Below are 26,316 nucleotides of genomic sequence, written 5' to 3'. Positions count from 1 at the left end.
GAAAGGATCTGCGCCATGGCCCAGTCGAGACAGACCGAGGACGAGCAGTCGACCCAGGAGCCCTCCGAGGAACACGGGCACCTCGGCAAACTCGCCGGCGAACTGTCCCGCTACTCCGTCCGGGCGGACGTGGTCGACGGCCGCTCGCCCTACCTGCGGGTGAGCAATCCGGCGTCCACCTGCGCGGTCGAGGACGTGATCTGTGAACGCAGGGAATTCGACTACGCGTTCCTCGCCTCGTTCGGGGTCCACCTCGGCAGCAGCGGGAGCCTCGGGGTCACGGCCCACAAGGTCGCCTGGCTGGTGGGCGCCACCGAGGCGTGACGACCACGCATCCGCGCGTACGGGGGCGGCGCCGACCGGCGCCGCCCCCGTACGCGTCCGGGGCCGCCCGTGGGCGTGCGCCGGAACCGGTCGTTCCCCCCGGCGGGCGTGGCATCCCCTCCGGCCTTTACGACGTAGATTCATTGGGGGCGGACGACCGGGGCCGGCGGGAAGCGGCCCCCGGGGCCCCGGCCTCAGCCCGCCCCGGGACGGGGCGCGCGTGCGGTGACGCGGATCTTGGACTGGCCGTGCGGCCGCTCCTCCCAGTCCTCCATGAAGCGCGCGTCGAGCCCGTGCTTCTCCGCCAGGGCGATCAGCGTGTCGGTGCGGTAGTAGAAGTCCTCGCGCAGCACCTGGTGCTCCTCGCCCTCGGTGCGGTCGAACGTGAAGTCGAAGAACCCGCCCGGCGCCAGGATCCTCTCCACGTTCGCCAGGGCCTCGTCGATGACCTCGATCGGCGAGTGGGAGAACACGCTGTGCGCGTGCACCACGTCGAAGCGGCCCTCGGGCAGGAACGAGAACGTCAGGTCCCGCGTGATCGTCAGGTGCGGCAGCTTGGACTGGAGCCCCCGCTCCACGAGGACCCCCTTGGCGGCGATGAGGATGTCCGGGGAGATGTCGATCCCGTAGTAGCCCCCCTCGTCCAGGTAGTCGATCAGCCGCCACCCCGCCCGCAGGTTGCCGCAGCCGATGTCCAGCATCCGGTGCCCGGGCTCGAGGCCGTGCTCGACCAGGTAGTCGAACTGCATCCGGCCCAGGGCCAGCCAGCGCTCCTCGTTCCGGCTGCCCACCGCGGCCCTGGGGTCCCTGGCGGCGTCGGAGGCCATCACCGCCCGGTAGTAGTCCACGTGGTCCCGGTGGGTCATCCGCAGTCTCCAGTCCCGGACGGCCCGGCGCACGTGGGGCACCACCCTCCCGGGGTTGCGCAACGCGTAGCGCACCTTGTGCGCCAGGGACGAACGGTTCGCGTTGAGGGACTCGGCTGTCTTGTTCGGCATCAGCAGGACTCTCGTGTCGAAGGCGCTCCGCGTGCCCGCCGGGTCGCGGGCAAGGGGACCACGAGGCTACTTCTTCCGCCCCGGCGGCGGAAGGGAGGCCGGGGGCCGCCGGCCGGGCGCCTCGAAGGCGTCGGCGGTCCGCACGAGGGCCTCGTCCTCCGGGTCGGCGCCGGTGGCGCCGGGCCGCGTCACAACCCGGTGGGCGTCGCCGAGTGGTCACGGGTCCGGGCACACGGAGGGCCCCGGCCCGCCGACCGCGGCGGACCGGGGCCCGGAACGACGGACGGCCCCGCGAGCGCGATCACGCGCAGGCGGGGCCGTACCGTCATGGAACAGGGGTGACGCGAACCGACCGCGAGACGCGGGGCGAGGCCGCGCGCCGGGTCCGGGAAGGCGTCCACGGACAGAACGACGGGACGGTCCCGCGCGGCGGCATGAGCCGTCGCACGGGACCGTCCCGTCATCGCGTGGAGGTGGCGGGAATCGAACCCGCGTCCTTCAGCACCGAGCCAGGGCTTCTCCGGGTGCAGTCTGCGCTGTCGTTCTGCTCGGCCCCAGCGCTTGCACAGACACATCGCTGACAGGCCCAGCCACGAAAATGTCCCGCTCAGGCCCCGTGGCCTGATCTGAGCGGTAAGTCACCTTGTTGATGCCGAGTCCTGGGCCGATGACATGCCCAGGTCGACAGAGACGCTATCGCTTAGGCAGCGAGAGCGAACTCAGTGCGCTTAGAATTGGCACTTGTGTTTATGCGAATGCAGGATTAACGAGGTCACAAACGCAACCCTCGACCCGCTTCCCCTGGAACGACTACCGAAGTCGAAACCGATCACCCCCTGTGGAATTGTCAAAGCCCCCCGTCAGGCGGGCGGCCGACACGCGAGCGGCGAACGCCCGTGCGTCCGTCACTCTACCCTTACAACGGCACGGGGGCCAAGCTGATTCCCGCCCGGGACGCCGAATCCTCCCGGACGCGGAGAACCCCCGTGAGCGCGGACGCGAGAAGTGGTCGACGCGGCTCACGGGGGGCGGTCGGCAGGGTCCGGCCGACCTCGTGGGAACCGGCAGGATCTCCCCCGAGATGAGGTCCTGCCCCACGTACTGGTCCGCTACCCCCGTGGCGGTCCCAGTCACAGGGGAAGACGCGAGCGGTCCCCCCGGGAGTTGCCCGGGGGGACCGTTCTTTGCCGCTCCTTGCCCGGCGCGGAACCTCCGCCGGCCGGGGCGGGGGCGGGGCCCGCCGGCCGCTACCAGCCGACCTGCTCCCCGCCCCCGGTGAGCTCGGCCTCGTTCAGCGGGGCCGTCCCCTCGGGGGGAGCTCCGGAGGCCAGGGTGTTCAGGAAGACGTTCGTGGCGTCCACCGCGTACTGCGACCACGCGGTCATGCTCGGGTCCACCTCGGCCAGGACCGCGAAGGCGACCCCGTCCTTGTAGCCCACGAACCAGTGCAGCGCGGTGCCGTCCTGCTCGGTGCGGGCGGCCTGGCCGTACACCTCTCCCCCGCCGGCGAGCAGTTCGGGCATCCGGTTGACGACGGCGTCGCGCATCCCCGTGCGCACCACCTCCAGGTGGGCCTCGTCCAGGGCCTCGGCTCCGGCCGGGGACGGGCCCTCCTGCCGGACCAGGGTGGGAGCGTGCCAGGTGCCGTCGGCGACGGCCCCCGCGGCGAGCGCCATGCTCAGCGGGCTCACCCGGACGCCGTGCTCGCCGATCATGGCGGAGGCGACGTCCTCGTCGGCGCCGCCGATGGAGACTGCGCCGGAGGACGCGGGGACGGGCAGCTGCCACTCGGCGCCGATGCCCAGCTTCTGCGACGTCTCGGCCAGGGCGTCGGCCCCCACCTCGGAGCCGAGTTCCACGAACCCGACGTTGCAGATGAAGGCCAGGTTGCGGGCCAGGTCCGGCTCCCCGGACAGGAACCCGCTGCTGGGGTTGACGTAGGTCCGTCCGCCGACCTCGGCCGAGAAACCGCACGGCACCACGCCGTCGCGCGTGGTGGCGCCGGACTCCAGCGCCGCCAGGGCCGACACCATCGTGAAGGCTCCCCCGGGCTCGTAGGAGCCGGTGAGGGCCGCGTCGTCGGTGGTGTTGCCGGAGGCGTTGGCGGCCGCCAGGACCTCGCCGCTGGCGGCGTCCACGGCCACCAGGTAGCCGTTGTCGGGCAGGGTCCCCAGGGCCGTCTCCGCGGCGCGCTGCACGCCCGAGTCCAGGGTGGTGTCGATGACCCCGCTGAGCTCCCCCGCCCACGAGTCGAGGACGTCGGTGACCTCTCCGCCGTCGTCCAGGGAGACGACCTGGGTGGTGCCGGAGCCCGCCAGCTCGTGCTGGAAGATGTTCTGGAGGCCGCTCAGCCCGATCGTGTCGCCCGCCTGGTAGGGGCCCGGCACACGGGAGGACACCCGGTGCTCGGAGGTGCCGGCGACCTCGCCCAGCAGGAACGGCGCCATTGACGGCGTCAGGTTGATCTCGACCTCCTGCGTGTCGACGCCGGAGATCCTCCCGGCCTCGCTCAGCAGGTTCTCGTCCACGCTGGAGCCGCGCATGAGCACGAGCGGCTGGAACTGCTCGGGCGGGGCGGAGCGCACCCGGTTGAGGAGCGGGTCGGGGTCCTCCTCCAGGAGTTCGGCGAGCTGGGTGACCCCGGCCTCCTTGTCCTCCATCTCGGCGGGGAACACGCCGAACGCGGTCACGCTGTCCGCGGAGACCAGCGGCTCGCCCTCGCGGTCGAGGATCTGCCCCCGCTCCTGGCTCTCGTAGCTGACCGCCAACCGCTCGTTCTCGCTGAGGTCGGGGTGCAGGACGCTCGACGACCAGCTGATCTTCCAGCCGTCCGCGCCCCACACCAGGGGCATACGGCCGGTGTAGTTCCATGTCGGGTCGCCGATGCCGAGGTCGGCGTGCACCTCGAACTCGGCGTCGGCCGCGTCGCCCTCACGGGTGATGGGGCCCAGGCCGAAGCGCAGGGACGCCAGGTCGAGCTGTTCGCGCATGTCCGTGAGCGCGCCCGCGACCTCCTCGGGGTCGCCGTCGGTGTACGCCGCGGCCCCCTCGTGGTCCCCGTCCTGCCAGGCGAGCAGGAAGGACCTGACCGCCACCTCCGGACTGGGGTTCGGTGTGCAGGCGGCCAGGGTGGCGGCGAGGATCAGTGCGCTGCCGACGGCCGTGAACCGGCCAAGGGGACGGGGGGACACCGTGTGTGTTCCTTTCGGGCGCCTCATCGGTTGCGGCGGCGGAGCGCGCGTTCCATGTCCCGCTTCGCCTCGCGCTCGGCGATGTCGTGGCGCTTGTCGTACTCACGCTTACCGCGGGCCAGAGCGATCTCGACCTTGGCCCGGCCGTCGCTGAAGTACAGGGAAAGCGGTACCAGCGTGTGACCGGGCTCCCGGGTCTTCCCGATGAGCCGGGAGATCTGCTCGCGGTGCAGGAGTAGCTTACGCGATCGCCGGGCCGCGTGGTTGGTCCAGGTTCCCTGTGAGTACTCCGGGATGTGCACGTTCTCCAGCCACACCTCGCCGTCGTTGATGTGGGCGAAGCCGTCGACGAGGGAGGCCCGGCCCTGCCGGAGCGACTTGACCTCGGTGCCCGTGAGGACCAGACCCGCCTCGTAGGTCTCGTCGATGTGGTAGTCGTGCCGGGCTCGCTTGTTCTGCGCGATGAGCTTGTGCCCGGTTTCCCGTGCCACAGGTCTGTCCCTTCATACGTCCGGGGGGCACGAGGCCCCCCGGTTGTGGTCTTTCCGCCCCCCCGGCGGCCGCGTCAGACCTTCAGGTAGCGGCGCAGGGTGAGGAACGAGGTCACGGCGCACAGCAGCACACCGAGGATCATCGACACGCCGATGACGTACATCAGCGCGCCCGTGCCGAGGGCGACGTCGAACTGGAACCACTCCTCGATCCGGGTGAGCAGCGTGAACCGTGTGGCCACGATGAACCCGGAGGCGATCAGACCGCCGGCGAAACCGGCGATCGCGCCCTCGAGGAGGAACGGCAGCTGGATGTAGAAGTTGGACGCGCCGACCAGCCTCATGATGCCGGTCTCCCGGCGGCGGCTGTAGGCGGAGAGCCTGATCGTGTTGCCGATCAGCAGCGCGGCCGCGGCCAGCTGCACGAGGGCGACGACCAGGGCGGCCCACTTGAGGACGTCCAGCAGACCGAAGAACTGCTCCAGCAGGCCCCTGTCGTTGGAGACGCTGTCGACGCCGGGCGACCCCTGGACCGCGGCGCGCACCGCGTCGTAGTGCGACGGGTCGGTGAGCTGCACCCGGTAGTTGTCCGGGATGTCACCCTCCTGGGCGGCGCCGGCCAGGGCCTCGTTGGAGGCGCCGAGCCGGTCCTGGAAGTCCTGCCAGGCCTGGGCCGGGGTCAGGTACTCGTAGCCGGCGACCTCGTTCATGCCGTCCAGCTTGGCGGCCAGCTCGGTGCGGTCCTCCTCCGTCGCCGCGCCGTTCTCCTCGCAGATGCTGGTCGGCGAGATGTCGGTGCACATGTAGACGGTCAGCGTGATCCGCTCGTCCCAGTAGGTGCGCATCTCGGAGACCTGCTGGTTGACCAGCAGACCGGCGCCGAACAGGCTGAGGGAGATGGCCACCGTCGTGATGACGGCGATGGTCATCGTCAGGTTTCGACGCAGGCCGATCCACGTCTCGGAGAGAACGAATTGTGCTCGCATGATCTGTTAAAGGTCCATCCTTCGGGGCTTTGCCGCGCCGGTCCTCGCAGCAAGGAGGTCAGTACGCCTGGCCGTAGACGCCGCGCGTCTGGTCGCGCACTACCAGGCCCTCTTCAAGCTCGATCACGCGCTTGCGCATCGAGTCGACGATGGCGGCGTCGTGTGTCGCCATGACGACGGTGGTGCCCGTGCGGTTGATTCGGTCCAGCACCTTCATGATGCCGATGGAGGTCGCGGGGTCGATGTTTCCGGTGGGCTCGTCGGCCAGCAGGATCTGCGGGCGGTTGACGAAGGCGCGGGCGATGGCCACGCGCTGCTGCTCACCACCGGAGAGCTCGTTGGGCATGCGCCCGGCCTTGCCCTCCAGGCCGACGAGTTCGACGACCTCGGGCACGACCTTGCGGATGAAGCGCCGCGGCTTGCCGATGACCTCCAGGGCGAAGGCGACGTTCTCGAAGACGTTCTTGTTCGGCAGGAGTCGGAAGTCCTGGAAGACGCATCCGATGCGTCGGCGCAGGTGCGGGACCTTCCAGTTGGAAAGCCGCGCGAGGTCCTTGCCGGCGACGTGGACGCGTCCCTTGTCGGGCTTCTCCTCCTTGAGCACCAAGCGGAGAAAGGTCGACTTACCGGAGCCGGACGGGCCCACCAGGAAGACGAACTCGCCCTTGTCCACGTCGATGGAAACACCGTCGAGCGCGGGACGCTTCTGGGTCGGGTACTGCTTGGTGACGTTCTCGAAGTGGATCACAGGCGCATCACAAGGCTCTCGAAGGTATGGGCGACCTGGCGGAGGATACTCCGCTCGGGTCGTACCGGCCACATGGCCAACCGACAGTGTAGAGGGGGGAGCGGCCCGGATTGTCCAGGTCGCGTCTCGCCCGCAACGTCAGTGCACTCTCGGACAGCAGCCACGAGCATATCGGAGGTGTCAACCGATGATAACGTTCACATATAGCAACTTCGGTAAAACTGCGGAGTCGTACTCATCACCATTGGGCTACGGCGCCCCCGCCCGCCCCGCCCGGACACCCGCGGTATCGCTTCCGCGACCGGGCGTGTCTCCTCACCCGCGGCGGGTCCCGGCCGCTCCCGGGGCGCCGCCGGGCGCGGACCGCGGGCGACGCGGTCCGGCCCGGCGGACGCGGGCCCGGGACGATCCGCGGGACACGGCCTAGCCGTCCTCGCGCTCGCGGCTGCGCATCCAGCGGATCTCCGCGTCGATGAAATCGTCGATCTCCCCGTCGAGGACCGCCGACGTGTTGCCGGTCTCCATGCCGGTGCGCACGTCCTTGACGCTCTGGTAGGGCTGGAGCACGTAGTTGCGCATCTGGGTCCCCCAGCTGCTCACCGAGTCACCGCGGATCTCGTCCAGCGCCGCCTGCTCCTCCTCGCGCTTGCGCGCGAGGAGCTTGGACTGGAGCATCGACATGGCGGTCGCCTTGTTCTGCAGCTGCGAGCGCTCGTTCTGGCAGGACACCACGATCCCGGTCGGCAGGTGGGTGATGCGCACCGCCGAGTCGGTGGTGTTGACGCCCTGGCCGCCCGGACCGCTGGAGCGGTACACGTCGATGCGCAGCTCGGTCTTCTCGTCGATGTCGATGTGGTCGCTCTTCTCGACCATCGGCACGACGTCGACGCCCGCGAAGGAGGTCTGGCGCCGGTTCTGGTTGTCGAACGGCGAGATGCGCACCAGGCGGTGCGTGCCGTGCTCGCCGCGGAGGGTGCCGTAGGCGAAGGCCGACTTGACCGCGAAGGACGTGGACTTGATGCCCGCCTCCTCGGCGTAGGAGGTCTCGTAGACCTCCGTAGGGTAGCCGTGCCGCTCCGCCCAGCGCAGGTACATGCGCTGGAGCATCTGCGCCCAGTCGGCCGCGTCCACGCCGCCGGCCTGGGAGTTGATGGTGACGATGGCCTCGCTCTCGTCGTGCGGGCCGTTGAGCAGGGTCCGCACCTCCAGCTCGCCGATCTCCTTGCGCAGCTGCTCGAGCTCGCGCTCGGCCTCGTCCTTGGTGTCCGCGTCGTCCTCGACCTCGGCCAGCTCGAAGAGGACGCCGAGGTCGTCGAGCCGCTGGCTGATGCCGTTGACCTTGTTGACCGTGGACTCCAGGACGGAGAGGCGGCGCGTCACCTTCTGCGCGTTGTCCTGGTCGGCCCACAGCTCGGGGTCCGCGGACTGCTCGCGCAGCTCGGCGATCTGGGTGCCCATCGCCTCCAGGTCCAACACTGCGGAGACGCTCGCCAGGGTCGCCGCGAGTTCTTTGATCTTCTCTGCTGGGTCCATGTCTGCCACGGTCCCCAGTGTAGGACCCCGGGACGCGGCAGGGCCCCGCGCGGCGTCGCGCGGGGCCCTCCGGCGCTCCGGTCCGGGCTAGTCGACCAGGGAGCGGAAGGACCGCAGGGCCACCGACAGCGTGGCCAGGTCGAACCGCTCGTGCTCCTGGATCTCCGACAGGGTGATGCCGGCGCGCTCCACCGTCTCGCTGTTCTGCGCCAGCCAGGCGGCGATCAGCTCGGCGGTGTCCTCCGACGGCCCGCTCTCCAGGACCCGGCCGGTGAGGTCGGCGTGCGCGGCGTACAGGTCGTCGCGCAGCGCCGAACGCGCCATCGTGGCCCACCGGTCGTCGCGCGGCAGGTCGATGATGCGCTCGCGCCACCAGCTGATGTTGAGCCGGTCGGCCAGGGCGAAGTACAGCTCCGCGACCTTGGCGACCGGTCGGCCGGTGCGGCGCGCGATCTCCACCAGGTCCAGGGTGGAGTACGCGGGCACCATGGCGGCGACCCGCTCGGCGAGGCCGGAGGGCACCCCCATCGACACGTAGCGGTCGCGGCGCTCGTCGAACGCCTCGCGGTCGCGTCCCCGGAGCATCTCGACCAGGCGGGGCAGCACCTCCCCGACGCCGTCGGCGAAGAAGCCGATCTCGCTGCGGATGTCGAAGGGGAAGGTGCGGTTGCGCAGCAGCCACCGGGCGGAGCGCTCGGCCAGCTTGCGCGTCTCCAGCAGGAGGGAGAGCTGGCTGTCCACCGAGATCTCGTGGTCCAGCTCCTCGACCGCGCCCCAGAACCTGCGGAGCTGGAGCACCTCCTGGACCACCAGGAACGCGCGGGCGATGTCCGCGGCGCCGGACCCCAGCTCCTCGTTGAGGCGGAACGCGAACGTCACCCCGGAGCGGTTGACGAGCTGGTTGACGACCTGGTTGACGATGATCTCCCGCCGCAGCGGGTGGGAGGCCACGCCCTCGGCGAAGCGCTCCGACCGCAGGGGCGTGGGGAAGTAACCGGTCAGGGTGTCGGCCAGGTACGGGTCCTCGGCCAGGTCGGACGCGGCGATCTGGTCCTTGAGGCTGATCTTGGTGTACGACAGCAGCGTCGCGAACTCCGGCCCGGTCAGGCCCTTGCCCGCGGCGCGCCGCTCCGCGATGGTCTTGTCCGAGGGCAGGTCCTCCTGCTTGCGCTTGAGGACCTTCGTGCGCTCCAGGTGCCGCATGTACCGGCCGTGCACGTGCAGCATCTGCCGGTCCTGCTTGCGCGCGGCGCCCAGGACCGTGTTCTGGGCGTAGTTGTTGTCCAGGACCAGGTCGGCGACCTCGTCCGTCATGTCGATGAACAGCTGGTCCCGGTCGCCCTTGCCGAGGCTGCCCGCCCGCACCTCGCGGTCGAGCATGATCTTGATGTTGACCTCGTGGTCGGAGGTGTCCACACCGGCGGAGTTGTCGATGAAGTCGGTGTTGACCCGGCCGCCCTCCCGGGCGAACTCGATGCGGGCGGGCTGGGTCAGGCCCAGGTTGCCGCCCTCGCCGACCACCTTGACGCGCAGTTCCGTGGCGTCGACGCGGACCTGGTCGTTGGCCTTGTCGCCGGCGTCGGCGTGCGTCTGGGTGCTGGCCTTGACGTAGGTGCCGATGCCGCCGTTCCAGAGCAGGTCGACCGGCGAGGTGAGGATGTGCCGGATCAGCTCGTCCGGTGTGAGCGAGGCGACGTCCCCGTCGATGCCCAGGACCTTCCGCACCTGCGGGGTGACCGGCACGGACTTGGCCGTGCGCGGGTGCACCCCGCCGCCCGCGGAGAGCAGGGCGGGGTCGTAGTCCTCCCAGGTGCTCCGCGGCAGGTCGAACAGCCGCTTGCGCTCCGCCCACGAGGTGTGCGGGTCGGGGTCCGGGTCGAGGAAGACGTGGCGGTGGTCGAACGCGGCCACCAGCTTGGTCTGCTTGCTGAGGAGCATGCCGTTGCCGAACACGTCGCCGGACATGTCGCCGACGCCGACGGCGGTGAACGGCTCCTCCTGCACGTTGACGCCCATCTCGCGGAAGTGGTACTTGACCGACTCCCAGGCGCCGCGCGCGGTGATGCCCATGGCCTTGTGGTCGTAGCCGACCGATCCGCCCGAGGCGAAGGCGTCGCCGAGCCAGAACCCGCGCTCGGTGGAGATGGCGTTCGCCGTGTCGGAGAAGGTCGCGGTGCCCTTGTCGGCGGCCACGACCAGGTAGGAGTCGTCCCCGTCGTGCAGGACGGTGCGCTCGGGGTGCACCACCCGGCCGTCGACGAGGTTGTCGGTGACGTCGAGCAGGCCGCTGATGAAGTCCTTGTAGCAGGAGACGACCTCGGCCATGACCTGTTCGCGGGTGCCGTTCTCGGGCAGGCGCTTGCAGACGAACCCGCCCTTGGCCCCGCTGGGGACGATCACGGAGTTCTTCACCATCTGGGCCTTGACCAGGCCGAGGACCTCGGTGCGGAAGTCCTCGAAGCGGTCGGACCAGCGCAGTCCGCCACGCGCGACCGAGCCGAAGCGCAGGTGCACGCCCTCCACCCGGGGGGAGTACACGAACATCTCGAACCGCGGCCGCGGGTGGGGCAGGTCCGGGATCGCCTGCGGGTTGAGCTTGAGCACCAGGTAGGGGCGCCCCTGGTAGTGGTTGGTGCGCAGGGTGGCGCGGATGACCGCCAGGAAGGAGCGCAGGATGCGGTCGTGGTCCAGGCTGGCCACGGCCTCCAGCTCGCCCTCGACCTTGCTGATGATCGCGTCGGCGCGCTCGTCGCGGCCAGCATCGGGCTGGTCGGGGTCGAAGCGGGCCTCGAACAGCTCGACCAGCAGGTTGGCGATCCCGACGTTGGCGACGAGGACGTCGGCCAGGTAGTCCGGGGTGAACGTGGCCCCGGTCTGGCGCAGGTACTTGGCGTAGGCGCGCAGGACGGTGAGCTGGCGCCAGTCCAGCCCCGCACGCACGACCAGGGCGTTGAACCGGTCGGACTCGCCGAGGTCGCGCCAGGAGGCGTCGAAGGCCTCCTCGAACAGCGCCTTGAGGCGGTCGGGCCGGAGGTCGGACTCGGGGATGGGGCCGAGGCCGAAGTCGTAGACCCACACCTTGCCGACGCCCTGCACGGAGATGTCGGAGGGCCACTCGTCCACGACCTCGACCCCGAGGTCCTCCAGGACGGGCAGGACGCGGGACAGCGAGATGGGCTCGCCGATCCGGTAGAGCCGGAACCGCCAGGCGCGGGGGCCGTCCGCCTCCCTCCGGTAGAGGCTGGCGGAGAACGCGCCGTGCCGCTCGTCGGGGTCGGTGCGGCCCATCAGCTCCTCCAGCACGCCGATGTCGCCGGCGGCCGTGGCGGGGCTGTTGTCGACCTTGTAGGCCTCGGTGATGCCGCTGCCGTAGCGCTCCTTGTACGCGGTGGCCCGGACGGGGCCGAAGGCCTCCGTGAGCGCGTCGTCGAAGTCGGCGTCCCAGGAGCGGGCGGCGTTGCGGACCTTCTCCTCCAGGGAGACCTGGTCGATGTCGGCGAGGGTCCGGCCGTGCTCCGCGCGGGCCACCAGGTACAGGCGGGCGAGCGGCGCGGCGCCGATCATCACGTTGTGGTCCATCGTGGCGCCCTGGAAGGCGTCGGCGAGGACCTTCTGGATGTCGAGGCGCACCCGGGTGCTGTACTGGTCGCGCGGCATGTACACGAAGCAGGACATGTAGCGGCCCCCGTAGGGGTCGCGGCGCATGAACAGCTTGGTGCCGCGGCGGTCGCGCAGGCGCAGGACGCCGCGGACGATGTTGTACAGCTCGTTCACGGGGATCTGGAGGAGTTCCTCCCGGGGGAAGGTCTCCAGGAGCTCGATGAGGTCGGAGCCGTCGTAGCTGTCGGCCTCGAACCCGGCCAGGGCCAGCACCTCGGCCTGCTTGCGCCGCAGGATCGGGATCTGGGCGATGCTGGTGGTGTTGGCCTGGGAGGTGAACAGCCCCAGGAACCGGCGCTCGCCGACGATGTTGCCCTGGGCGTCGAACTTCTTGACCCCGATGTAGTCCAGGTACTTGGGGCGGTGGACGGTGGCCCGGGAGTTGGCCTTGGTGAGGACCAGGATGTAGGGCTCGCGTGCCTTGGCGCGGATCTCGGGGGGCAGTGCGGCGAAGCTGGTGGAGGCGGGCGAGTCCATGCGCAGGACGCCGAGGCCGGATCCGGGCTCGGGGCGCAGGGAGTCGTCGCCGTTCTCGTCGGTGACCAGGGCGTACTCGCGGTAGCCCATGAAGGTGAAGTGGCGGCCGGCCGTCCAGCGCAGGAAGTCGACGCTCTCGCCGATCTCGCGCGGGTCGACCCCTCCGGCCGCGAGGCGGTCGGGGTAGGCGGCGAGCTCGTCGGCGATCCGGATGGCCCGGTTGCTCATCTTGGCGGCGTCCTCGTCCACGTAGCGGACGTCGTTGAGGACGCTCTCCACGCGGTCGGTGATCTCCTTGACCCGCTCGGGGTCGGACTGCCGGTCGATCTCGATGTGCATCCAGGACTCGTCGGTGGGGAGCAGGCCCTCCCCTCCGAGCTCCGGGTCCACCCTCACCAGGCGGCCCGCGAGGTCGCGGCCGACGGTCATCTGCGGGTGGATGATCAGCCGGGCGCCCGCTCCGAGCTCGTTGAGCGCCATGGTCACGGACGAGACGAGGAAGGGCGCGTTGTCGGTCACGACCTCGACGACGCTGGTCTGCTGCTCCCAGCCGTCGCGGTCCGCGGAGGGGGTGTACACGCGGACCTTGGCCCGCCCCGGGGCGCGTTCGGCGCCGAAGGCGCGGTGGGCCCCGGCCGGACCGCAGATCTGCTCCGGGGTGCGCCCGGAGATCTCCTCGGGGTCCGTGTGGCGGTAGTAGAGGGGAAGGAAGCGCCGCACCGCGTCGGCCTCCTCGGGACTGAGTCGCGTCCCCGGGGACCACTTGGCGGCCGCCTCGCTGAGCAGCTTCTGGAGGATGACGTCGGATTGCCCGGTCATGTGGCTATCTCACTCCTTTGTGAGCAACGTCGCACGAGCGCTGAGAGAACACCCGGTCATATGACCTGTGAACTTCTGTGCATGGGTGTGATTCGACGTGAGGGCCTTGGGCCGCAAGGAACCCCCACGGCCATGGTGTTGGGTTGAGCCTGTGCGCACAGGCGGTGGAGGGGCGAGGCGCGGGACCTCGTTGTTCCGGCCTCGTCCGCTGACCAGGCTACTGCTTTTCGGACGCGAGGGCAGGACCAACACCGTTACACGACGGTTACGTACTGTTAGAACTGGATTGCGGTGGTCGTCGGCGATACGCACGGGGGCCATCCTGCCCCTCACGGGAGCGAACATGCCCTCACCCGGCGGTCGCCTGGTGGACCGCCGTCATCACGGCCCGCGGGTCGGTCAGGTCGGGCAGCACGATGCGGGCCCCGGCGTCGCGCAGCTGCCCCTCGGTGGTCGACCCGTTGAGGACCGCCACCGGGGTGGCCCCGCCGATCACCGCGGCGCGGACGTCGGGGGCCGAGTCGGTGACGAACACCGTCTCCGCCTCCGTGTACGCCCGGCCCCCCTCGCCCGAGGCGTGCAGCCTGATGGACTGGATGAGGCTGGACTTGGGGTAGTTGACCGACCCGTACCCGCCGATGGCCAGGTTCAGGTGGGTGTCCAGGCCGAACGCGACCAGCTTGGCCGTGGCGTTCACCCGGGTGCTGCCGCTGACGACGGTCTGGACCGTGTCGGGCAGGGAGGCGACGGCGGCCAGGGAGGCCGCCGCGCCGGGCATGACCCGGCCCCGGGCGAGGAGTTCGTCGGCGCGGTTGCCGAAGGACTCCTCCAGCGCGGCGAGGAACTCGCCGAGGACCGCTGTGTCGGGGTCGACGTCGACGTAGTTGCGGGCGCAGAACTCGAAGAACATCTCCGAGTCGGTCCGGCCCGCCGACGAGGTCAGGTAGACCAGCGGCTCGCCGGTGACCTTCTCGAAGGCCTCGGCGTAGGCCGCCCTCATCACCTGGCCCGCGTCGAGGAGGGTGAGGTCGATGTTCCATAGCACCAGGCGGCTGATGGCTGACTCCTCGGCGTTCGGGGATGGAGGGACGGCCCCATTTTGCCGTATGGGTGTTTCCCGGCGAAAACCACGCCCGCTCCCGGCCGGCGCGGCAGGGCCGGGGCCCGTCCGAAACCCCGCCGGGCCGACCGGCCCCGGGTACGGCGACGGGTGCTCCCGTCACTCCCCGGACACGAGGTGGCGGAGCTCCTGGACGGCGAACCACATGAGCTCGTGGTCGTCCGCGGCGCCGGATCCGGGCTCCGCCGCGGCGGCGGCGACGTCGGCGGCCGCGGCGGGGTCGTCCACGTGCGCCGAGGCCAGCTTCTTGTAGGGGACGGCGGCGGTCACCCGCACGCGGACCACCCCGTCGGCCGCGCCGCCCTCACGCTCGACCACGGCGTCGGGCATGTTCGCGGCCAGCACCACCCGGCGGCGGGGCGCGTCGGGGTCGGCGGCCAGCAGGGCCAGGGACTCCTCCGCGGCGGCGTACATGGCCTCGTACTCGGCCTCCTCGGTGTCGCCCTCCGGGCCCGGGTCGGCCGCGAAAGCCGTCAGGGGGGCTCCCTCCAGCCGGCCCTCCTCCAGGAGCGCGGCGAGGGCGGGGACGGTGCTGGGCAGGAAGACGTACATGGGCGCGGCTGCTCTCCTGGACGTGGGCGGGACCCCTCGAGTCTGCCAAGGAACCGGAGGTGGGCGCGCCAGGGGGCGTGGCGCCGCCGACCGGTCAGGCCGCCGCGCGCCCCCGGCGGTCGGCCCCGGGCGGCGCGCCGTCGCCGTCCGGCTCCAGGAAGCGGTCGAGCGCCCGCTGCGTCTGCGCCACGTCGGTGTGCAGGATCCCGGTCATCCCGAGTTCCTCGGCGGTGCGGACGTTGTGCTCCAGGTCGTCGATGAACACGCAGTCCTCGGGCCGTAGCCCCAGGAGGTCGCAGGTGTGCAGGTAGATGCGGTGCTCGGGTTTGCGCATGCCCACCTCGCCCGAGATCACCACGGCGTCGAAGGTCGACTCGAAGTGCTCGCGCGGATAGCCGTTGCCCCACGAGTTGGACAGGAGGGCGGTGCCGGCGCCGCCGAGCCGGGCCCCGCGCAGCGCCTCGTACATGGCGTGCACGGGGTCGAAGTTGGAGAACATGCGGTGGATCAGGCCCTCCGCCACGACCGGGCCGCCGTGGGTGGAGCGCAGCAGCGCCGCGATGGCGCGCTCGAACTCGCGTGTGTCGACCTCCCCCCGCTCCAGGGCGTGCACGGGGTTGGCGTCCGCGAGGCTGCCGTCGAAGTAGGGCCGCATGACCTCGTAGTAGTGCTCCACGTCGATCCGGTCGGCGTCCAGCCAGGCCCGGATGCCGTCCGCCAGGGGCGGGGTGAGCACGCCTCCCCAGTCGGAGATGACCCCTCGCCGGGTGCCGTTGGTCCGGCCGTCCATCCGATCGCCTCCTCGGGCGTCCGTCTGCCGGGACACCGCCCGGCCTCCCGGACGCGCGTAGGGGCGGGCGGGGAACGGTTCTTCCCGTTCCCCGCCCGCTTCAACCACCGAGGCGCTCCCCGGGCCACCTGGTCCGGGGCGGGTTCAGAGGGTGAGGCCGGTTCCGGCTTCGACCCCGGCCCCGGGGATGTCCACGGGCAGCTTGCCGGTCGGTCTCACCTGCCCCCCGATCACGCGTGCGGCGGCGTTCGCCGACACGTCCACGGCGGAGTAGACCGCCAGGAAGCCCTCCACCTCGGGGAAGGCCTCCAGGTCGTAGGGTCCGCCCTGGGAGACCACGACGACGGGGAGGCCCCGGGCGCGGGCGGACTCGACCATCCCGCGCTGCTCCTGGGAGCCGCGTGCGCCGTTGGTTCCCACGACCACCACGTCGGCGCCGTCGGCCACGACGTCCATCCCCGCCCCGGTGAGCCCTTCGGAGAGGACGTCCGAGCCGACGCCCTGCACGCTCACGGAGGTTCCCGCGGCCAGGGGCAGCAGGTCGCCCTCGTTGCGCACCAGGGTCGCCGAGGCGTCGGCCACCCGCTGGGCGGCCTCCGCGTGGGAGGGGTCGTCCACGACCTCGGCGGCGGCCGCCGGGTCGACGGGGCCGGCCTCCAGCACGCCCCGCTTCTCCTTGAGCGCGAGCACGCGCAGCACGGACTCGTCGATGCGCTCCTCGGTGAGGCGGCCCTCCTCGACGGCGGTCCTGATCGCGGCGACGGCGGCGGCCGGGTCCGGCGGCATGAGCAGCTGGTCCACGCCCGCCTCCAGGACGCGGACGGCGATCTCGCCGTCGTCGTGCCGCTGGCGCACGCCCTCCATGTTGAGGGCGTCGGTGGTGACCACGCCGTCGTAGCCGAGCTCGTCGCGGAGGATGCCGTCGATGAGCGCCGGGGAGAGGGTGGCCGGTTCGGGGTCCTCCCCGCCGTCCAGCCGGGGCATGAGGACGTGCGCGGTCATGATCATGTCGACGCCGGCCTCGACGGCGGCCCTGAACGGGGGCAGGTGCTCGGCCTCCCACCGGTCGCGCGGCAGGTCGATGACGGGCAGGCCGCTGTGGCTGTCGACGTCGGTGTCCCCGTGGCCGGGGAAGTGCTTGACGGCCGAGGCGACGCCGTTCTCGGAGTAGGCGTTCGCCTCGGTGACGGCCATCTCCGCGACCAGGTCCGGGTCGGAGCCGAACGAGCGGATGCCGATGACCGGGTTGTTCGGGTCGGTGTTGACGTCCGCGTCGGGCGCGTAGTTGAGGTTGACGCCCAGGGCCGACAGCTCGGCGGCGGTGGTGGACGCGCGCAGGGCCGCCAGCTCGGGGTCCCCGGTGGCGCCGACCGCCATGGCGTCGGGGAACCGGGTCCCGACGGGCAGTCTGACGACGAGGCCCTGCTCCTGGTCGATGCCGACGAACAGGGGGACGCCCTGCCCCTGTTCGGCGGCGAGCTCCTGCACCCCGGCGGACATGGTCGCGATCTGCTCGGTGTCGGTGAGGTTCGCGTCGAAGTAGATGACCCCGCCGGGGCGGTAGGTCTCGATCATGAGGGCGTTCTCGGCGGCCGAGGTGCCCTGCGCCGTCAGGACGAGGAGCTGGCCGATCTTGTCGTCCAGGTCCATGTCCGCGAGAAGCCGCGGCGCGAGCACCGGCTCGAAGGGCTCCGCGCTGGGCGACGGCTGGGGTTCGTTGTCCTCCGGCGAGGAACCCACCTCCTCTGTGGAACACGCGGTGGCGATCAGGGCTAGTCCCACGCAGGCCGGGGCCAGGGCGTGCGGAACGGGCAGTTTCATGGCGGGTTTCATCTCCGGCGGATCATGGGGGTTCGCCGCCGGAGACTACCCCCTCCCGGCCGGGGCCGGGCCGAGGCTCCGCCGGGGGCGGCCGGAGAAGTTCGGCGGGGGGGGGGGGGGGGGCGCCGGGCGCCCCGGCCCCCCCCCCCCCCGCGGGGGGGGGGCGGGCGGCCACCCCCCCCCCGGGGGGGGCGCGGCCCGGCCCCGGGGGGGGGGGCGCGGGTGTTGGGGGGGGGGGGGCCGGCCCCCCCCCCCCCGCCGGGCGGTCATCCCCACGTGAAGAGGGGGTCCCCGAGGCCGACCCCGCCGTCGGCGACGTCGCCGAGGTCCCCGGGCCGCGCGTCCAGGGCGACCACCGGCACCACCGACGGCTTGCCCCGGGCCGCGACGCTCCCCGGCGACCAGCGGACGATCGGTGTGCCCGCCTCGACCGCGTCCCCCTCGGCGGCGAGGAGCGTGAACCCCTCCCCCGCGAGCTGGACCGTGTCGATGCCCAGGTGGACGAGCACGCCCCTGCCCTGGTCGCGGGAGAGCACGACGAACGCGTGGGGGTGCAGTTTCACCAGGGTCCCGGCGATGGGGGCGACGGCCTCCTGCCACCCCTCCTGTCCGCCCTCCTGCCCGGGTTCGGGGTGGATGGCGACCCCCGGGCCGACCATGGCCTGGGAGAACACCGGGTCGGGCACGGTGGTGAGGGGTAGTGCGGTTCCGGGTACGGGAGAGAGCACGCGGAGCGCACCGATCACGTCTGACATGGGGTTTCCCTTCCCTCACGGGGAGAGTTAATCCAGGATGTCGCGGATGTCGTCGGTGAGGGCGTCGGCTTCGGGGCCGACCACCACCTGGACAACGTTGCCCGAGACGAGGACCCCGTGGGCGCCGGACGCCCGCAGGGCGATCTCGTTCACGAGGGAGGGGTCGGCCACCTCGGTGCGCAGGCGGGTGATGCAGGCCTCGATGTCCTCGATGTTGCCCGCGCCGCCCAACCCGGCGACGATCGCCGCTGCCTTGTCCGCCATGTGTCCTCCGTGCTGTGCCGTGGGAACGGGGATGTCCCCGGGACCTGAGGCGAGCTTAGGGGTGGCGCAGGCCACACACCAGTGCCCGAGGGCGGGCCGGGGTGTTGGGGCGGCCCCGGACCGCGGCGCCGCCCCGTCCCGGAGGGGTCAGCCGGTCTGGGTGACCTTGTTGAGGCCCCGCGGGACGTCCGGGTTGTAGCCCAGGCGACGGGCCAGGCGCTCGGTGAGCAGCTGGGCGGGCACGATGAGGTTCATCGGGGACACCCACTCGGGGACGTCCGGAACGGGCACGGACACGTCGCTGGCGGCGGCGAGGGAGTCCCCGCCCCCGAAGCCGAACACGGGCGCCCCGGCGGAGCGGGCCCGCTCGGCGAGGGCGACCGTGCCCTGCAGGGTCGGCCCGGTGGGCGCGGCGATCAGCAGCGCGGGGGTCCGCGGGTCCACGACCGCGATGGGGCCGTGCAGGAGGTCGGCGTAGGAGAGGCCCATCGCGTGGAGGTAGCAGGCCTCCTTGAGCTTCAGCGCGGCCTCCAGCGCGCTGGAGAAGGCCATGCCCCGCCCGGAGATGACCGCTCCCTGCACGGCGACCATCCGCTCGACGATCTCCTCCAGGGCGTCGGCCGGGGCCGCCAGGGTCTCCTCGATGGCGTCGGGCACGCGCGACAGGTCCGCGGGGTCCAGGTCGGCGCCCAGGCCCAGGGCGAGGACCGCGAGAGCGGCCAGCTGGGTGTTGTAGGTCTTGGTGGCGGGCACCGCCACCTCGCTCCCCGCGCGGGTGACCAGGGCGACGTCCGCCTCGGCGGCGAGGGGGGAGTCGGCGCCGTTGGTGACGCCGACGGTGCGTGCGCCGCAGTCGGCGGCCCAGCGCATGGTCTCGACGATCTCCTCGGTCTTCCCGGACTGGGAGATGGCGACGGCCAGGACGTCGGACAGGTCGATCTTGGCGCCGTAGGTGGTGGCGATGGAGGGCGAGCCGAGGGTCGCGAGGCGGCCCGCGTGCGCCTGGAGGAGGTAGCTGCCGTAGACGGCGGCGTTGTCGGAGGAGCCGCGCGCGATGAACAGCACGTGCTTGGTGGTGCGGCCCAGCGCCTCGACCTCGGAGCGCAGCGGCAGCAGCTCCGCGAAGGTCCGGCGCAGCGCCTCGGGCTGCTCGGCGATCTCGGAGCGCATCACGCTCGTCGTGGTGGTGGTCATGCGGAACCTTCCCCTGATGTGACGGGCGGTCCGGGTCTTGCGCCGGGGGCCGCGCTGGACGCTCCGCACCGGGTGGGCCGCGGCCTGCCGCGATACCGGTTCACACCGCTTGCCGTTGGGTGGATTGACACGCGGATGGAGCTATGGTCTAGTCCGGACTATACCAGTCATGTCCGGCTTCGACCGATGTTCGGGCGGCCTCCCGCGCTAAGGTTCTGACGCCGACCCCACCCGCCTACCGAGAAGGCCGCTCGCCATGTCGATCGACCCCAGCAACCCGCTGCCCAAGTACAGCCAACTCCGCGACCTCCTCCTGGACTGGATCACCGCGGCGGGTCTGGGCGTGGACGACATGATCCCCTCCGAACGGGAGCTCAGCGCGACGTACTCGCTGTCGCGGATGACCGTCCGGCAGACCATCGACCTGCTGGTGGCCGAGGGGCGGCTCTACCGGGTTCCCGGCAAGGGGACCTTCATCGCCCGACCCAAGATCGAGATGTCCCTGGTCCTGGCCTCCTTCAGCGAGGACATGCGCGCACGCGGCTTCGAGCCGGGGGCGCGCGAGCTGATCCGCCAGGTCATCCCGGCCAGCGGGCACACCGCGCGCATGCTCGACATCGCACCGGGCACCCTGGTGCACCACATCGAGCGCATGCGCACCGCCGACGACGAGCCCATGGCCGTGGAGCGCTCCAACATCCCCGCCGCCATGGTCCCCGGGCTGGAGGACTTCGACCTCGCCGAGCGCTCCCTCTACGAAGTGCTGGAAAACGAGTTCGACATCCTGTTGGATTCCGGGGAACAGACCATCGAGGCCGGGATCTGCGACTCGGCCGACTCCCGGCTCCTCGGCCTGCCCGCCGGAAGCCCGGTGCTGGTGATGCAGCGCCGCAGCTTCGCCAAGGGACAGTGCGTGGAACTCGCGCTGTCCACCTACCGTGCCGACCGCTACCAGCTGCACTCCCGCCTGGACCCGCGCCGGCACGGCGACTGACGCCCCGCGCCCGCGGGGCGCGCGTCCGAGGGAGGACCCCCCCACCATGAGTTCGGACCAGACCCCGGCACCACCCGTCCCCGCGGGCGGTGCACGGACCCGCAAGACCGGTTCCTCGGCCCTCGCCGTCTTCCAACGGCTCGGCCGCAGCCTGATGATGCCCATCGCGGTGCTGCCCGCCGCCGCCATCCTGCTCCGGCTGGGCCAGCCGGACCTGCTCGGCGCGGACGGCCTGGCCGGGCTCCCGGGCATGGGATGGATGGTCCCCGTCGCCGGGGCCGTCGGCACCGCGGGCGACGCGGTGTTCCAGGCCCTGCCCCTCCTCTTCGCCGTGGGCGTCGCGATCGGCTTCGCCAAGCGCTCGGACGGCTCCACCGCCCTGGCCGCGGTCGTCGGCTACCTGGTGTTCGACCGGGTGTCCACGTGGACGATGGTCACCTTCGACGGCCCCGCCGGCGACCTGGGGTCACGGCTGGTCACGTACCCGCTCCCGGTCGACCCTGCGACGCGGCAACCGCTCACCGACCCCGATGCGGTGGCCGGGGTGGGCGAGATGATCAACCACGCCGTCAAGAACCCCACCGACGTGCTGGGCGGTATCGCCATCGGCCTGATCGCCGCCGTGCTGTGGCAGCGCTACCACCGGATCCAGCTGCCGACCTGGCTCGGCTTCTTCGGCGGACGCCGCTTCGTCCCCATCGTGACGGCACTGGCCGGCCTGTTCCTGGGCGTGGCGCTGGGGCTGCTCTGGCCGGTCGTGGGCGGATGGATCCAGAACCTCGGCGAGAGCATCGTCGGGGCGGGCGCCCTGGGCGCGGGGATCTACGGCGTCGTCAACCGCATCCTGCTGCCGCTGGGCCTGCACCACGTGGTGAACTCGTTCATCTGGTTCGTGTCGGGCACGTACGAGGGCCCCGACGGGGTCGTCCAGGGGGAGATCACCCGGTACTTCGCCGGGGACCCCGACGCCGGGGGCCTGCTGGCCGGCTTCTTCCCCGTCCTCATGTTCGGCCTGCCCGGGGCCGCGCTCGCCATGTGGCTGGCCGCGCACCGGGAGCGCCGCGCCCAGATCGGGTCGATCATGATCCCGGCCGCCCTGACCGCCTTCGCGACGGGGATCACCGAACCCGTCGAGTTCGCCTTCATCTTCGTCGCGCCCGCCCTGTTCGTGGTGCACATCGTCCTCACCGGGCTCTCGATGGCGATCCTGAACGCGCTGGACGCCCAGCTGGGGTTCGGGTTCTCCGCCGGGCTCATCGACATGCTGCTGAACGCGTCCAAGGACAACACGGAGGGCCTGGGGTTGATCCTGCTCCTGGGTCTGCTGTACTTCGCGGCGTACTTCGCGATCTTCTACGTGCTGATCACGCGCCTGCGCCTGCCCACGCCGGGGCGTGAGGCGGACCCGGAGGAGAACGCGGCGCCGGGGGCGGCCGAGGAGGCCACCGGTTCCGGGGCCGACGGCCCCTCCCCCGGGAGCGGCGGACGGGGCTGACCCGTCCCGAGGAGCACGAACGCGTGCGGGCGCGCCCCCGAGGGGACGCGCCCGCACGCGTGTCGGCGGCCGGGGCCTACCTGGCCGCCGCCGGGTCGCCGTGGCACTTCTTGTACTTCTTGCCGGAGCCGCACGGGCAGGGCGCGTTGCGCGCCGTGCCGGCGAACTCGTCGGCCGTCTCGCTGTGGCGCTCGACGGTGCCGTCCTCGCTGGGAGCGGAGTACTGGAGCCTGTCCGGCTGGCCCTCGCCGAACCCGGGGACGACCACGTCCTCGGCCGGCTCCGCCTCCACGTCCGGGGACGCCGCGTCGGCGGCCTCCTCGTCCTCCTCCACCGCGGTCGCGAGGGCCGTGGCGCCCGTGGCCCCGCCCACGCCCGCCGCGGTCCTGGCCGCGGCCGCGGCGGTGAGGGCGGGCTCCTCCTTCTTGCGGACCTGCACCTCGACGTTGAACAGGTAGCCGACGGCCTCTTCCTTGATGGCCTCCAGCATCTGCTGGAACATGTCGAAGCCCTCGCGCTGGAACTCGATCAGCGGGTTGCGCTGAGCCATCGCGCGGAGGCCGATGCCCTCCTGGAGGTAGTCCATCTCGTAGAGGTGCTCGCGCCACTTGCGGTCCATGACCTGCAGCAGGACCCTGCGCTCGACCTCGCGCATGGCCTCCTCGCCGAGGTCGGCCTCGCGGGTCTCGTAGGCGGCGTTGGCGTCCTCGACCACGCGCTCGGCGATCATCTCGCCGGTCAGCGTCTGGAGGTCGCCGTTCTCCTCGACGAACTCGTCGACGGTGAAGCTGATCGGGTAGACCTGCTTGAACGCGCGCCAGAGCTTGTCCAGGTCCCACTCGTCGGGGTCGCCCTGGGAGGTCTCCTCGACCACGTAGCCCCGCAGGACCTCCTCCAGCATGCCGATGATCTGCTCGCGCAGGTCCTGGCCCTCCAGGACCTTGCGGCGCTCGGCGTAGATGACCTTGCGCTGCCGGTTGAGGACCTCGTCGTACTTGAGGACGTTCTTGCGGATCTCGAAGTTCTGCGTCTCGACCTGGCCCTGCGCCGAGGCGATGGCCTTGCTGACCATGCCGGACTCGATGGGCTGGTCGTCGGGGATGTTCAGCTGGTTCATGAACACCTCCAGACGGCTGCTGTTGAACAGTCGCAGCAGGTCGTCCTGGAGGGAGAGGTAGAACCGGGAGATACCCGGGTCGCCCTGGCGGCCGGAGCGGCCGCGCAGCTGGTTGTCGATGCGCCGCGACTCGTGCCGCTCGGTTCCGAGCACGTACAGGCCGCCGGCCTCGACGACCTTCTCGTGCTCCTCCTCGTAGTCGGCCTGGGCCTTCTCCAGGGCCGCCGGCCAGGCCGCCTCGTACTCCTCCGGGGTCTCCAGCGGGCTCAGGCCGCGCCCCTGGAGCTCCTCGTCCGCGAGGAAGTCGGGGTTGCCGCCCAGCATGATGTCGGTACCGCGGCCGGCCATGTTGGTGGCGACGGTGACGCCGCCGAGCTTGCCCGCCCGGGCGATGATCGCCGCCTCACGGGCGTGGTTCTTGGCGTTGAGGACCTCGTGCGGGACGCCCTCGCGCTTGAGCATCCGCGACAGCAGCTCGGACTTCTCGACGCTGGTGGTGCCGACCAGCACGGGCTGCCCGGCCTCGTGGCGCTCGGCGATGTCCTCGGCGACCGCCTGGAACTTGGCGTCCTCGTGCTTGTAGACGACGTCCTTGACGTCCTCGCGCACCATCGGCTTGTTGGTGGGGATGGGCACCACGCCGACGTTGTAGGTCTGGGTGAACTCCGCCGCCTCGGTCTGGGCGGTACCGGTCATGCCGGCGAGCTTCTCGTAGAGGCGGAAGTAGTTCTGGAGGGTGACCTTGGCGAGAGTCTGGTTCTCGTCCTTGATCTTGACGCGCTCCTTGGCCTCGATGGCCTGGTGCATGCCCTCGTTGTAGCGGCGTCCGGCGAGGACGCGGCCGGTGAACTCGTCGACGATGAGGACCTCACCGTCCTTGACGATGTACTCCTTGTCCCTCTTGTACAGCTCCTTCGCCTTGAGGGAGTTGTTGAGGAAGCTGATGAGCGGGGTGTTGACCGCCTCGTAGAGGTTGTCGATGCCCAGGTAGTCCTCGACCTTGGCCACACCGGCCTCGGTGATGCCGACGGTGCGCTTCTTCTCGTCGACCTCGTAGTCGACCTCGCGCTTGAGGCGCGGGGCGATCTTGGCGAACTCCGCGTACCAGCGGGAGTTCTGCTCCGAGGGGCCGCTGATGATCAGCGGGGTGCGGGCCTCGTCGATGAGGATGGAGTCGACCTCGTCGACCAGGGCGAAGTAGTGCTCGCGCTGGACCGTGTCCTTGAGCGAGAGCGCCATGTTGTCGCGCAGGTAGTCGAAGCCGAACTCGTTGTTCGTCCCGTAGGTGATGTCGGCCTTGTAGGCCTCGCGCCGGGCGGCCGCGGTCATCTGGGGGCTGATGACGCCGACCTCGAGCCCGAGGAAGTGGAAGATGCGGCCGAGGTTCTGGGCGTCGCGGCGGGCCAGGTAGTCGTTGGTCGTGATGACGTGGACGCCCCTGCCCGCGAGGGCGTTGAGGTAGACCGCGAGGCTTCCGGTCAGGGTCTTGCCCTCACCGGTCTTCATCTCGGCGATGTTGCCGAGGTGGAGCGCGGCGCCGCCCATGATCTGGACGTCGAAGGGACGCTGCCCCAGGGTGCGCTTGGCGGCCTCGCGGACGGTCGCGAAGGCCTCTGGGAGCAGGTCGTCCAGAGACTCGCCGTCCTCGTAGCGGTCCTTGTACTCCTGGGTGAGGTCGCGCAGTTCCTCGTCGGTGAGCTCGACGTAGTCGTCCTCGAGGGAGTTGACCTGGTCCTTGAGCTTGTTCAGCCGGCGCAGGATCTTTCCCTCACCCGCGCGCAGGAGCTTGTTGAGTATCCCTGGCACTTCCTATGCGCTCCTCGCAGATCGCGGTTTGCTCCACACACGTGGAGATCAGATCTAGGCCCGCCTGACCGCTTTCCCGTGGCCGCGGAGGGCGGCGGGGGTTCCTGGGCCCTCGGGCCTACATCCTAGAGGACCCGAACTATACGCCCGCCCTCCGCGGGAGGGGGCGCTCGCACGCCTTTCCCCCAGGGGAACGGATGAAACGCCCCCGAATGTTCCCGCACGTCACACCCGGTACGGCGGGAGGGTTCGGGACGGCGCCCGGCGCCGGGCTCCTGGGTCCTCCGCAAACGCGTTCCGCGGGTTTTGCGCCAAGGCGCCCGCGCACCCGCCCGCACCGCCGCCGGTCAAAGGCGGGAGCGGTCGGCGATCGGCTTTTCTTACCCTTTTCCTACGATTCATGAAGCCGCGACCCGTTCCCCGGGTACGCCATTCGTAGAAGGTCACGCCGTGGATGCGAACCACGGCCCGCCGAACGCGAACGCGATCGAGGGAGCGACCATGAGGGGAAGCAAGCGGGAGACCGCCGCGGAGGCGGCCGACAGGGGAGAGGCCCGCCCGGCGTCACCGACGCGCAGTCCGGTGGAGGTGCTCGACGACCTGATCTCCCGGAGGCGCCACCCGACGCCGGACCCCGACGACGCCGACGACCCGGGCCTGGCCTGGGAACGGCACCGCCCCAGCGACGACGAGCAGCGGCGGAACGGCCGCATACGCGGGTTCCAGCGCCAGGGCGGCAGCCTGGCGCCCTCCAGCAACCACCGGGGCCGCGCGGTCTCCTGGGTGGCGGTGGTGCTCGCCTGCGCCGGGTTCGCCGTGGGCGGCGTCGGCGTCGCCCTGGGGATGTCCACGGTGCTGCTGGCGGTCGGAGGGCTTCTGCTCGTCGTGGCGGCGGTCGTGGCCATGCGCTACGACCTCCTGAGCGACGTGGTGCTGGACTCGCCGCGCGTGGAGTCCGAGGAGCCGCACGACACACCGCTGCACCGCATCCGGAGGGACGACCGGGCGGAGTCCTGAGCGGCGCGCACTGCCGCGGGGGGGGGGGGCGGCCCCCCCCCCGGGGGGGGGGGGGGGGGGGGCGGGGGGGGGGGGCGGGGGGGGGGGGGGGGGGGGGGGGGGGGGGGTGGGGCGCCGCCCGGGGTCAGAAGCGCGGCTCGGCCTTCTTGCGGTGCGAGGGCAGG

At 71.3% G+C, this 26,316-nt stretch carries 19 protein-coding genes and 1 other RNA gene; 4 read left to right on the top strand and 16 right to left on the bottom strand.

What is annotated here, in order from left to right; all coding sequences use genetic code 11:
- Positions 1 to 15: 15 nt before the first annotated feature.
- Complete coding sequence (locus tag ACIRPH_RS14810; protein ID WP_402914145.1) at positions 16 to 324, top strand: hypothetical protein; 309 nt, start codon at positions 16 to 18, stop codon at positions 322 to 324.
- Positions 325 to 518: 194 nt separating this feature from the next.
- Here the strand turns inward: ACIRPH_RS14810 and ACIRPH_RS14805 are convergent, their stop codons facing one another.
- The 15 genes from ACIRPH_RS14805 to ACIRPH_RS14735 all read right to left on the bottom strand — a co-directional run bounded on the left by ACIRPH_RS14805 (position 519) and on the right by ACIRPH_RS14735 (position 19,699).
- Positions 519 to 1,322 (bottom strand): class I SAM-dependent methyltransferase, encoded by an 804-nt coding sequence (locus ACIRPH_RS14805; protein ID WP_402914142.1) that lies wholly within the window; start codon positions 1,320 to 1,322, stop codon positions 519 to 521.
- Positions 1,323 to 1,787: 465 nt separating this feature from the next.
- Positions 1,788 to 2,159, bottom strand: a transfer-messenger RNA (tmRNA) gene (gene ssrA / locus ACIRPH_RS14800).
- A 410-nt stretch (positions 2,160 to 2,569) separates the two neighbouring features.
- On the bottom strand, positions 2,570 to 4,513 hold the full coding sequence (locus tag ACIRPH_RS14795; protein ID WP_402914140.1) for a penicillin-binding transpeptidase domain-containing protein: 1,944 nt from the start codon (positions 4,511 to 4,513) through the stop codon (positions 2,570 to 2,572).
- Between the two features lie 23 nt (positions 4,514 to 4,536).
- Positions 4,537 to 5,004 carry an SsrA-binding protein SmpB gene (smpB, locus tag ACIRPH_RS14790; protein ID WP_267948331.1) on the bottom strand — a complete coding sequence of 156 codons (468 nt, stop codon included), beginning with the start codon at positions 5,002 to 5,004 and terminating at the stop codon, positions 4,537 to 4,539.
- A gap of 74 nt (positions 5,005 to 5,078) precedes the next feature.
- Positions 5,079 to 5,990: a permease-like cell division protein FtsX gene (gene ftsX, locus ACIRPH_RS14785; protein ID WP_402914137.1), complete on the bottom strand. Its 912-nt coding sequence runs from the start codon at positions 5,988 to 5,990 to the stop codon at positions 5,079 to 5,081.
- A 58-nt stretch (positions 5,991 to 6,048) separates the two neighbouring features.
- Positions 6,049 to 6,738, bottom strand: a complete 690-nt coding sequence (gene ftsE / locus ACIRPH_RS14780; protein WP_267948329.1) for a cell division ATP-binding protein FtsE — start codon at positions 6,736 to 6,738, stop codon at positions 6,049 to 6,051.
- A 423-nt stretch (positions 6,739 to 7,161) separates the two neighbouring features.
- On the bottom strand, positions 7,162 to 8,271 hold the full coding sequence (prfB, locus tag ACIRPH_RS14775) for a peptide chain release factor 2 (RefSeq protein ID WP_402914808.1): 1,110 nt from the start codon (positions 8,269 to 8,271) through the stop codon (positions 7,162 to 7,164).
- An 87-nt stretch (positions 8,272 to 8,358) separates the two neighbouring features.
- Complete coding sequence (locus ACIRPH_RS14770) at positions 8,359 to 13,227, bottom strand: NAD-glutamate dehydrogenase (protein WP_402914133.1); 4,869 nt, start codon at positions 13,225 to 13,227, stop codon at positions 8,359 to 8,361.
- A 349-nt stretch (positions 13,228 to 13,576) separates the two neighbouring features.
- Complete coding sequence (locus ACIRPH_RS14765) at positions 13,577 to 14,272, bottom strand: HAD family hydrolase (RefSeq protein ID WP_402914130.1); 696 nt, start codon at positions 14,270 to 14,272, stop codon at positions 13,577 to 13,579.
- A gap of 174 nt (positions 14,273 to 14,446) precedes the next feature.
- The gene (locus tag ACIRPH_RS14760) at positions 14,447 to 14,899 is read right to left on the bottom strand and encodes a DUF6912 family protein (protein ID WP_402914128.1); all 453 of its coding nucleotides are present in this window, start codon (positions 14,897 to 14,899) and stop codon (positions 14,447 to 14,449) included.
- Positions 14,900 to 14,993: 94 nt separating this feature from the next.
- Entirely contained in the window at positions 14,994 to 15,689 is a 696-nt protein-coding gene (locus ACIRPH_RS14755; RefSeq protein ID WP_402914125.1) for an HAD family hydrolase, read from the bottom strand.
- Between the two features lie 144 nt (positions 15,690 to 15,833).
- A complete protein-coding gene (locus ACIRPH_RS14750) occupies positions 15,834 to 17,510 on the bottom strand; it encodes a glycoside hydrolase family 3 protein (RefSeq protein WP_402914123.1) in 1,677 nt (558 codons plus the stop codon).
- A 266-nt stretch (positions 17,511 to 17,776) separates the two neighbouring features.
- Positions 17,777 to 18,265 carry a PTS glucose transporter subunit IIA gene (locus tag ACIRPH_RS14745; protein ID WP_402914120.1) on the bottom strand — a complete coding sequence of 163 codons (489 nt, stop codon included), beginning with the start codon at positions 18,263 to 18,265 and terminating at the stop codon, positions 17,777 to 17,779.
- A gap of 27 nt (positions 18,266 to 18,292) precedes the next feature.
- On the bottom strand, positions 18,293 to 18,562 hold the full coding sequence (locus ACIRPH_RS14740; RefSeq protein ID WP_267950263.1) for a glucose PTS transporter subunit EIIB: 270 nt from the start codon (positions 18,560 to 18,562) through the stop codon (positions 18,293 to 18,295).
- Between the two features lie 114 nt (positions 18,563 to 18,676).
- A complete protein-coding gene (locus ACIRPH_RS14735; RefSeq protein ID WP_402914806.1) occupies positions 18,677 to 19,699 on the bottom strand; it encodes an SIS domain-containing protein in 1,023 nt (340 codons plus the stop codon).
- 280 nt (positions 19,700 to 19,979) lie between these two features.
- On the opposite strand from ACIRPH_RS14735, the gene ACIRPH_RS14730 reads away from it, so the two are divergent.
- Together ACIRPH_RS14730 and ACIRPH_RS14725 are read left to right on the top strand one after the other, a co-directional pair.
- On the top strand, positions 19,980 to 20,717 hold the full coding sequence (locus ACIRPH_RS14730; RefSeq protein WP_402914118.1) for a GntR family transcriptional regulator: 738 nt from the start codon (positions 19,980 to 19,982) through the stop codon (positions 20,715 to 20,717).
- Between the two features lie 46 nt (positions 20,718 to 20,763).
- Entirely contained in the window at positions 20,764 to 22,212 is a 1,449-nt protein-coding gene (locus ACIRPH_RS14725) for a PTS transporter subunit EIIC (RefSeq protein ID WP_402914116.1), read from the top strand.
- 76 nt (positions 22,213 to 22,288) lie between these two features.
- Here the strand turns inward: ACIRPH_RS14725 and secA are convergent, their stop codons facing one another.
- Complete coding sequence (gene secA / locus ACIRPH_RS14720; protein WP_402914113.1) at positions 22,289 to 25,135, bottom strand: preprotein translocase subunit SecA; 2,847 nt, start codon at positions 25,133 to 25,135, stop codon at positions 22,289 to 22,291.
- 501 nt (positions 25,136 to 25,636) lie between these two features.
- Between secA and ACIRPH_RS14715 the strand changes: the two genes are divergently transcribed.
- Complete coding sequence (locus ACIRPH_RS14715; RefSeq protein ID WP_402914111.1) at positions 25,637 to 26,152, top strand: hypothetical protein; 516 nt, start codon at positions 25,637 to 25,639, stop codon at positions 26,150 to 26,152.
- Positions 26,153 to 26,316: the final 164 nt, after the last annotated feature.

It is taken from the genome of Nocardiopsis sp. NPDC101807 (assembly GCF_044766605.1).
Lineage (GTDB): Bacteria > Actinomycetota > Actinomycetes > Streptosporangiales > Streptosporangiaceae > Nocardiopsis > Nocardiopsis tropica.
Note: the sequence above shows the minus strand (reverse complement) of the source record. Positions and strands in the feature narration are given on the sequence as shown.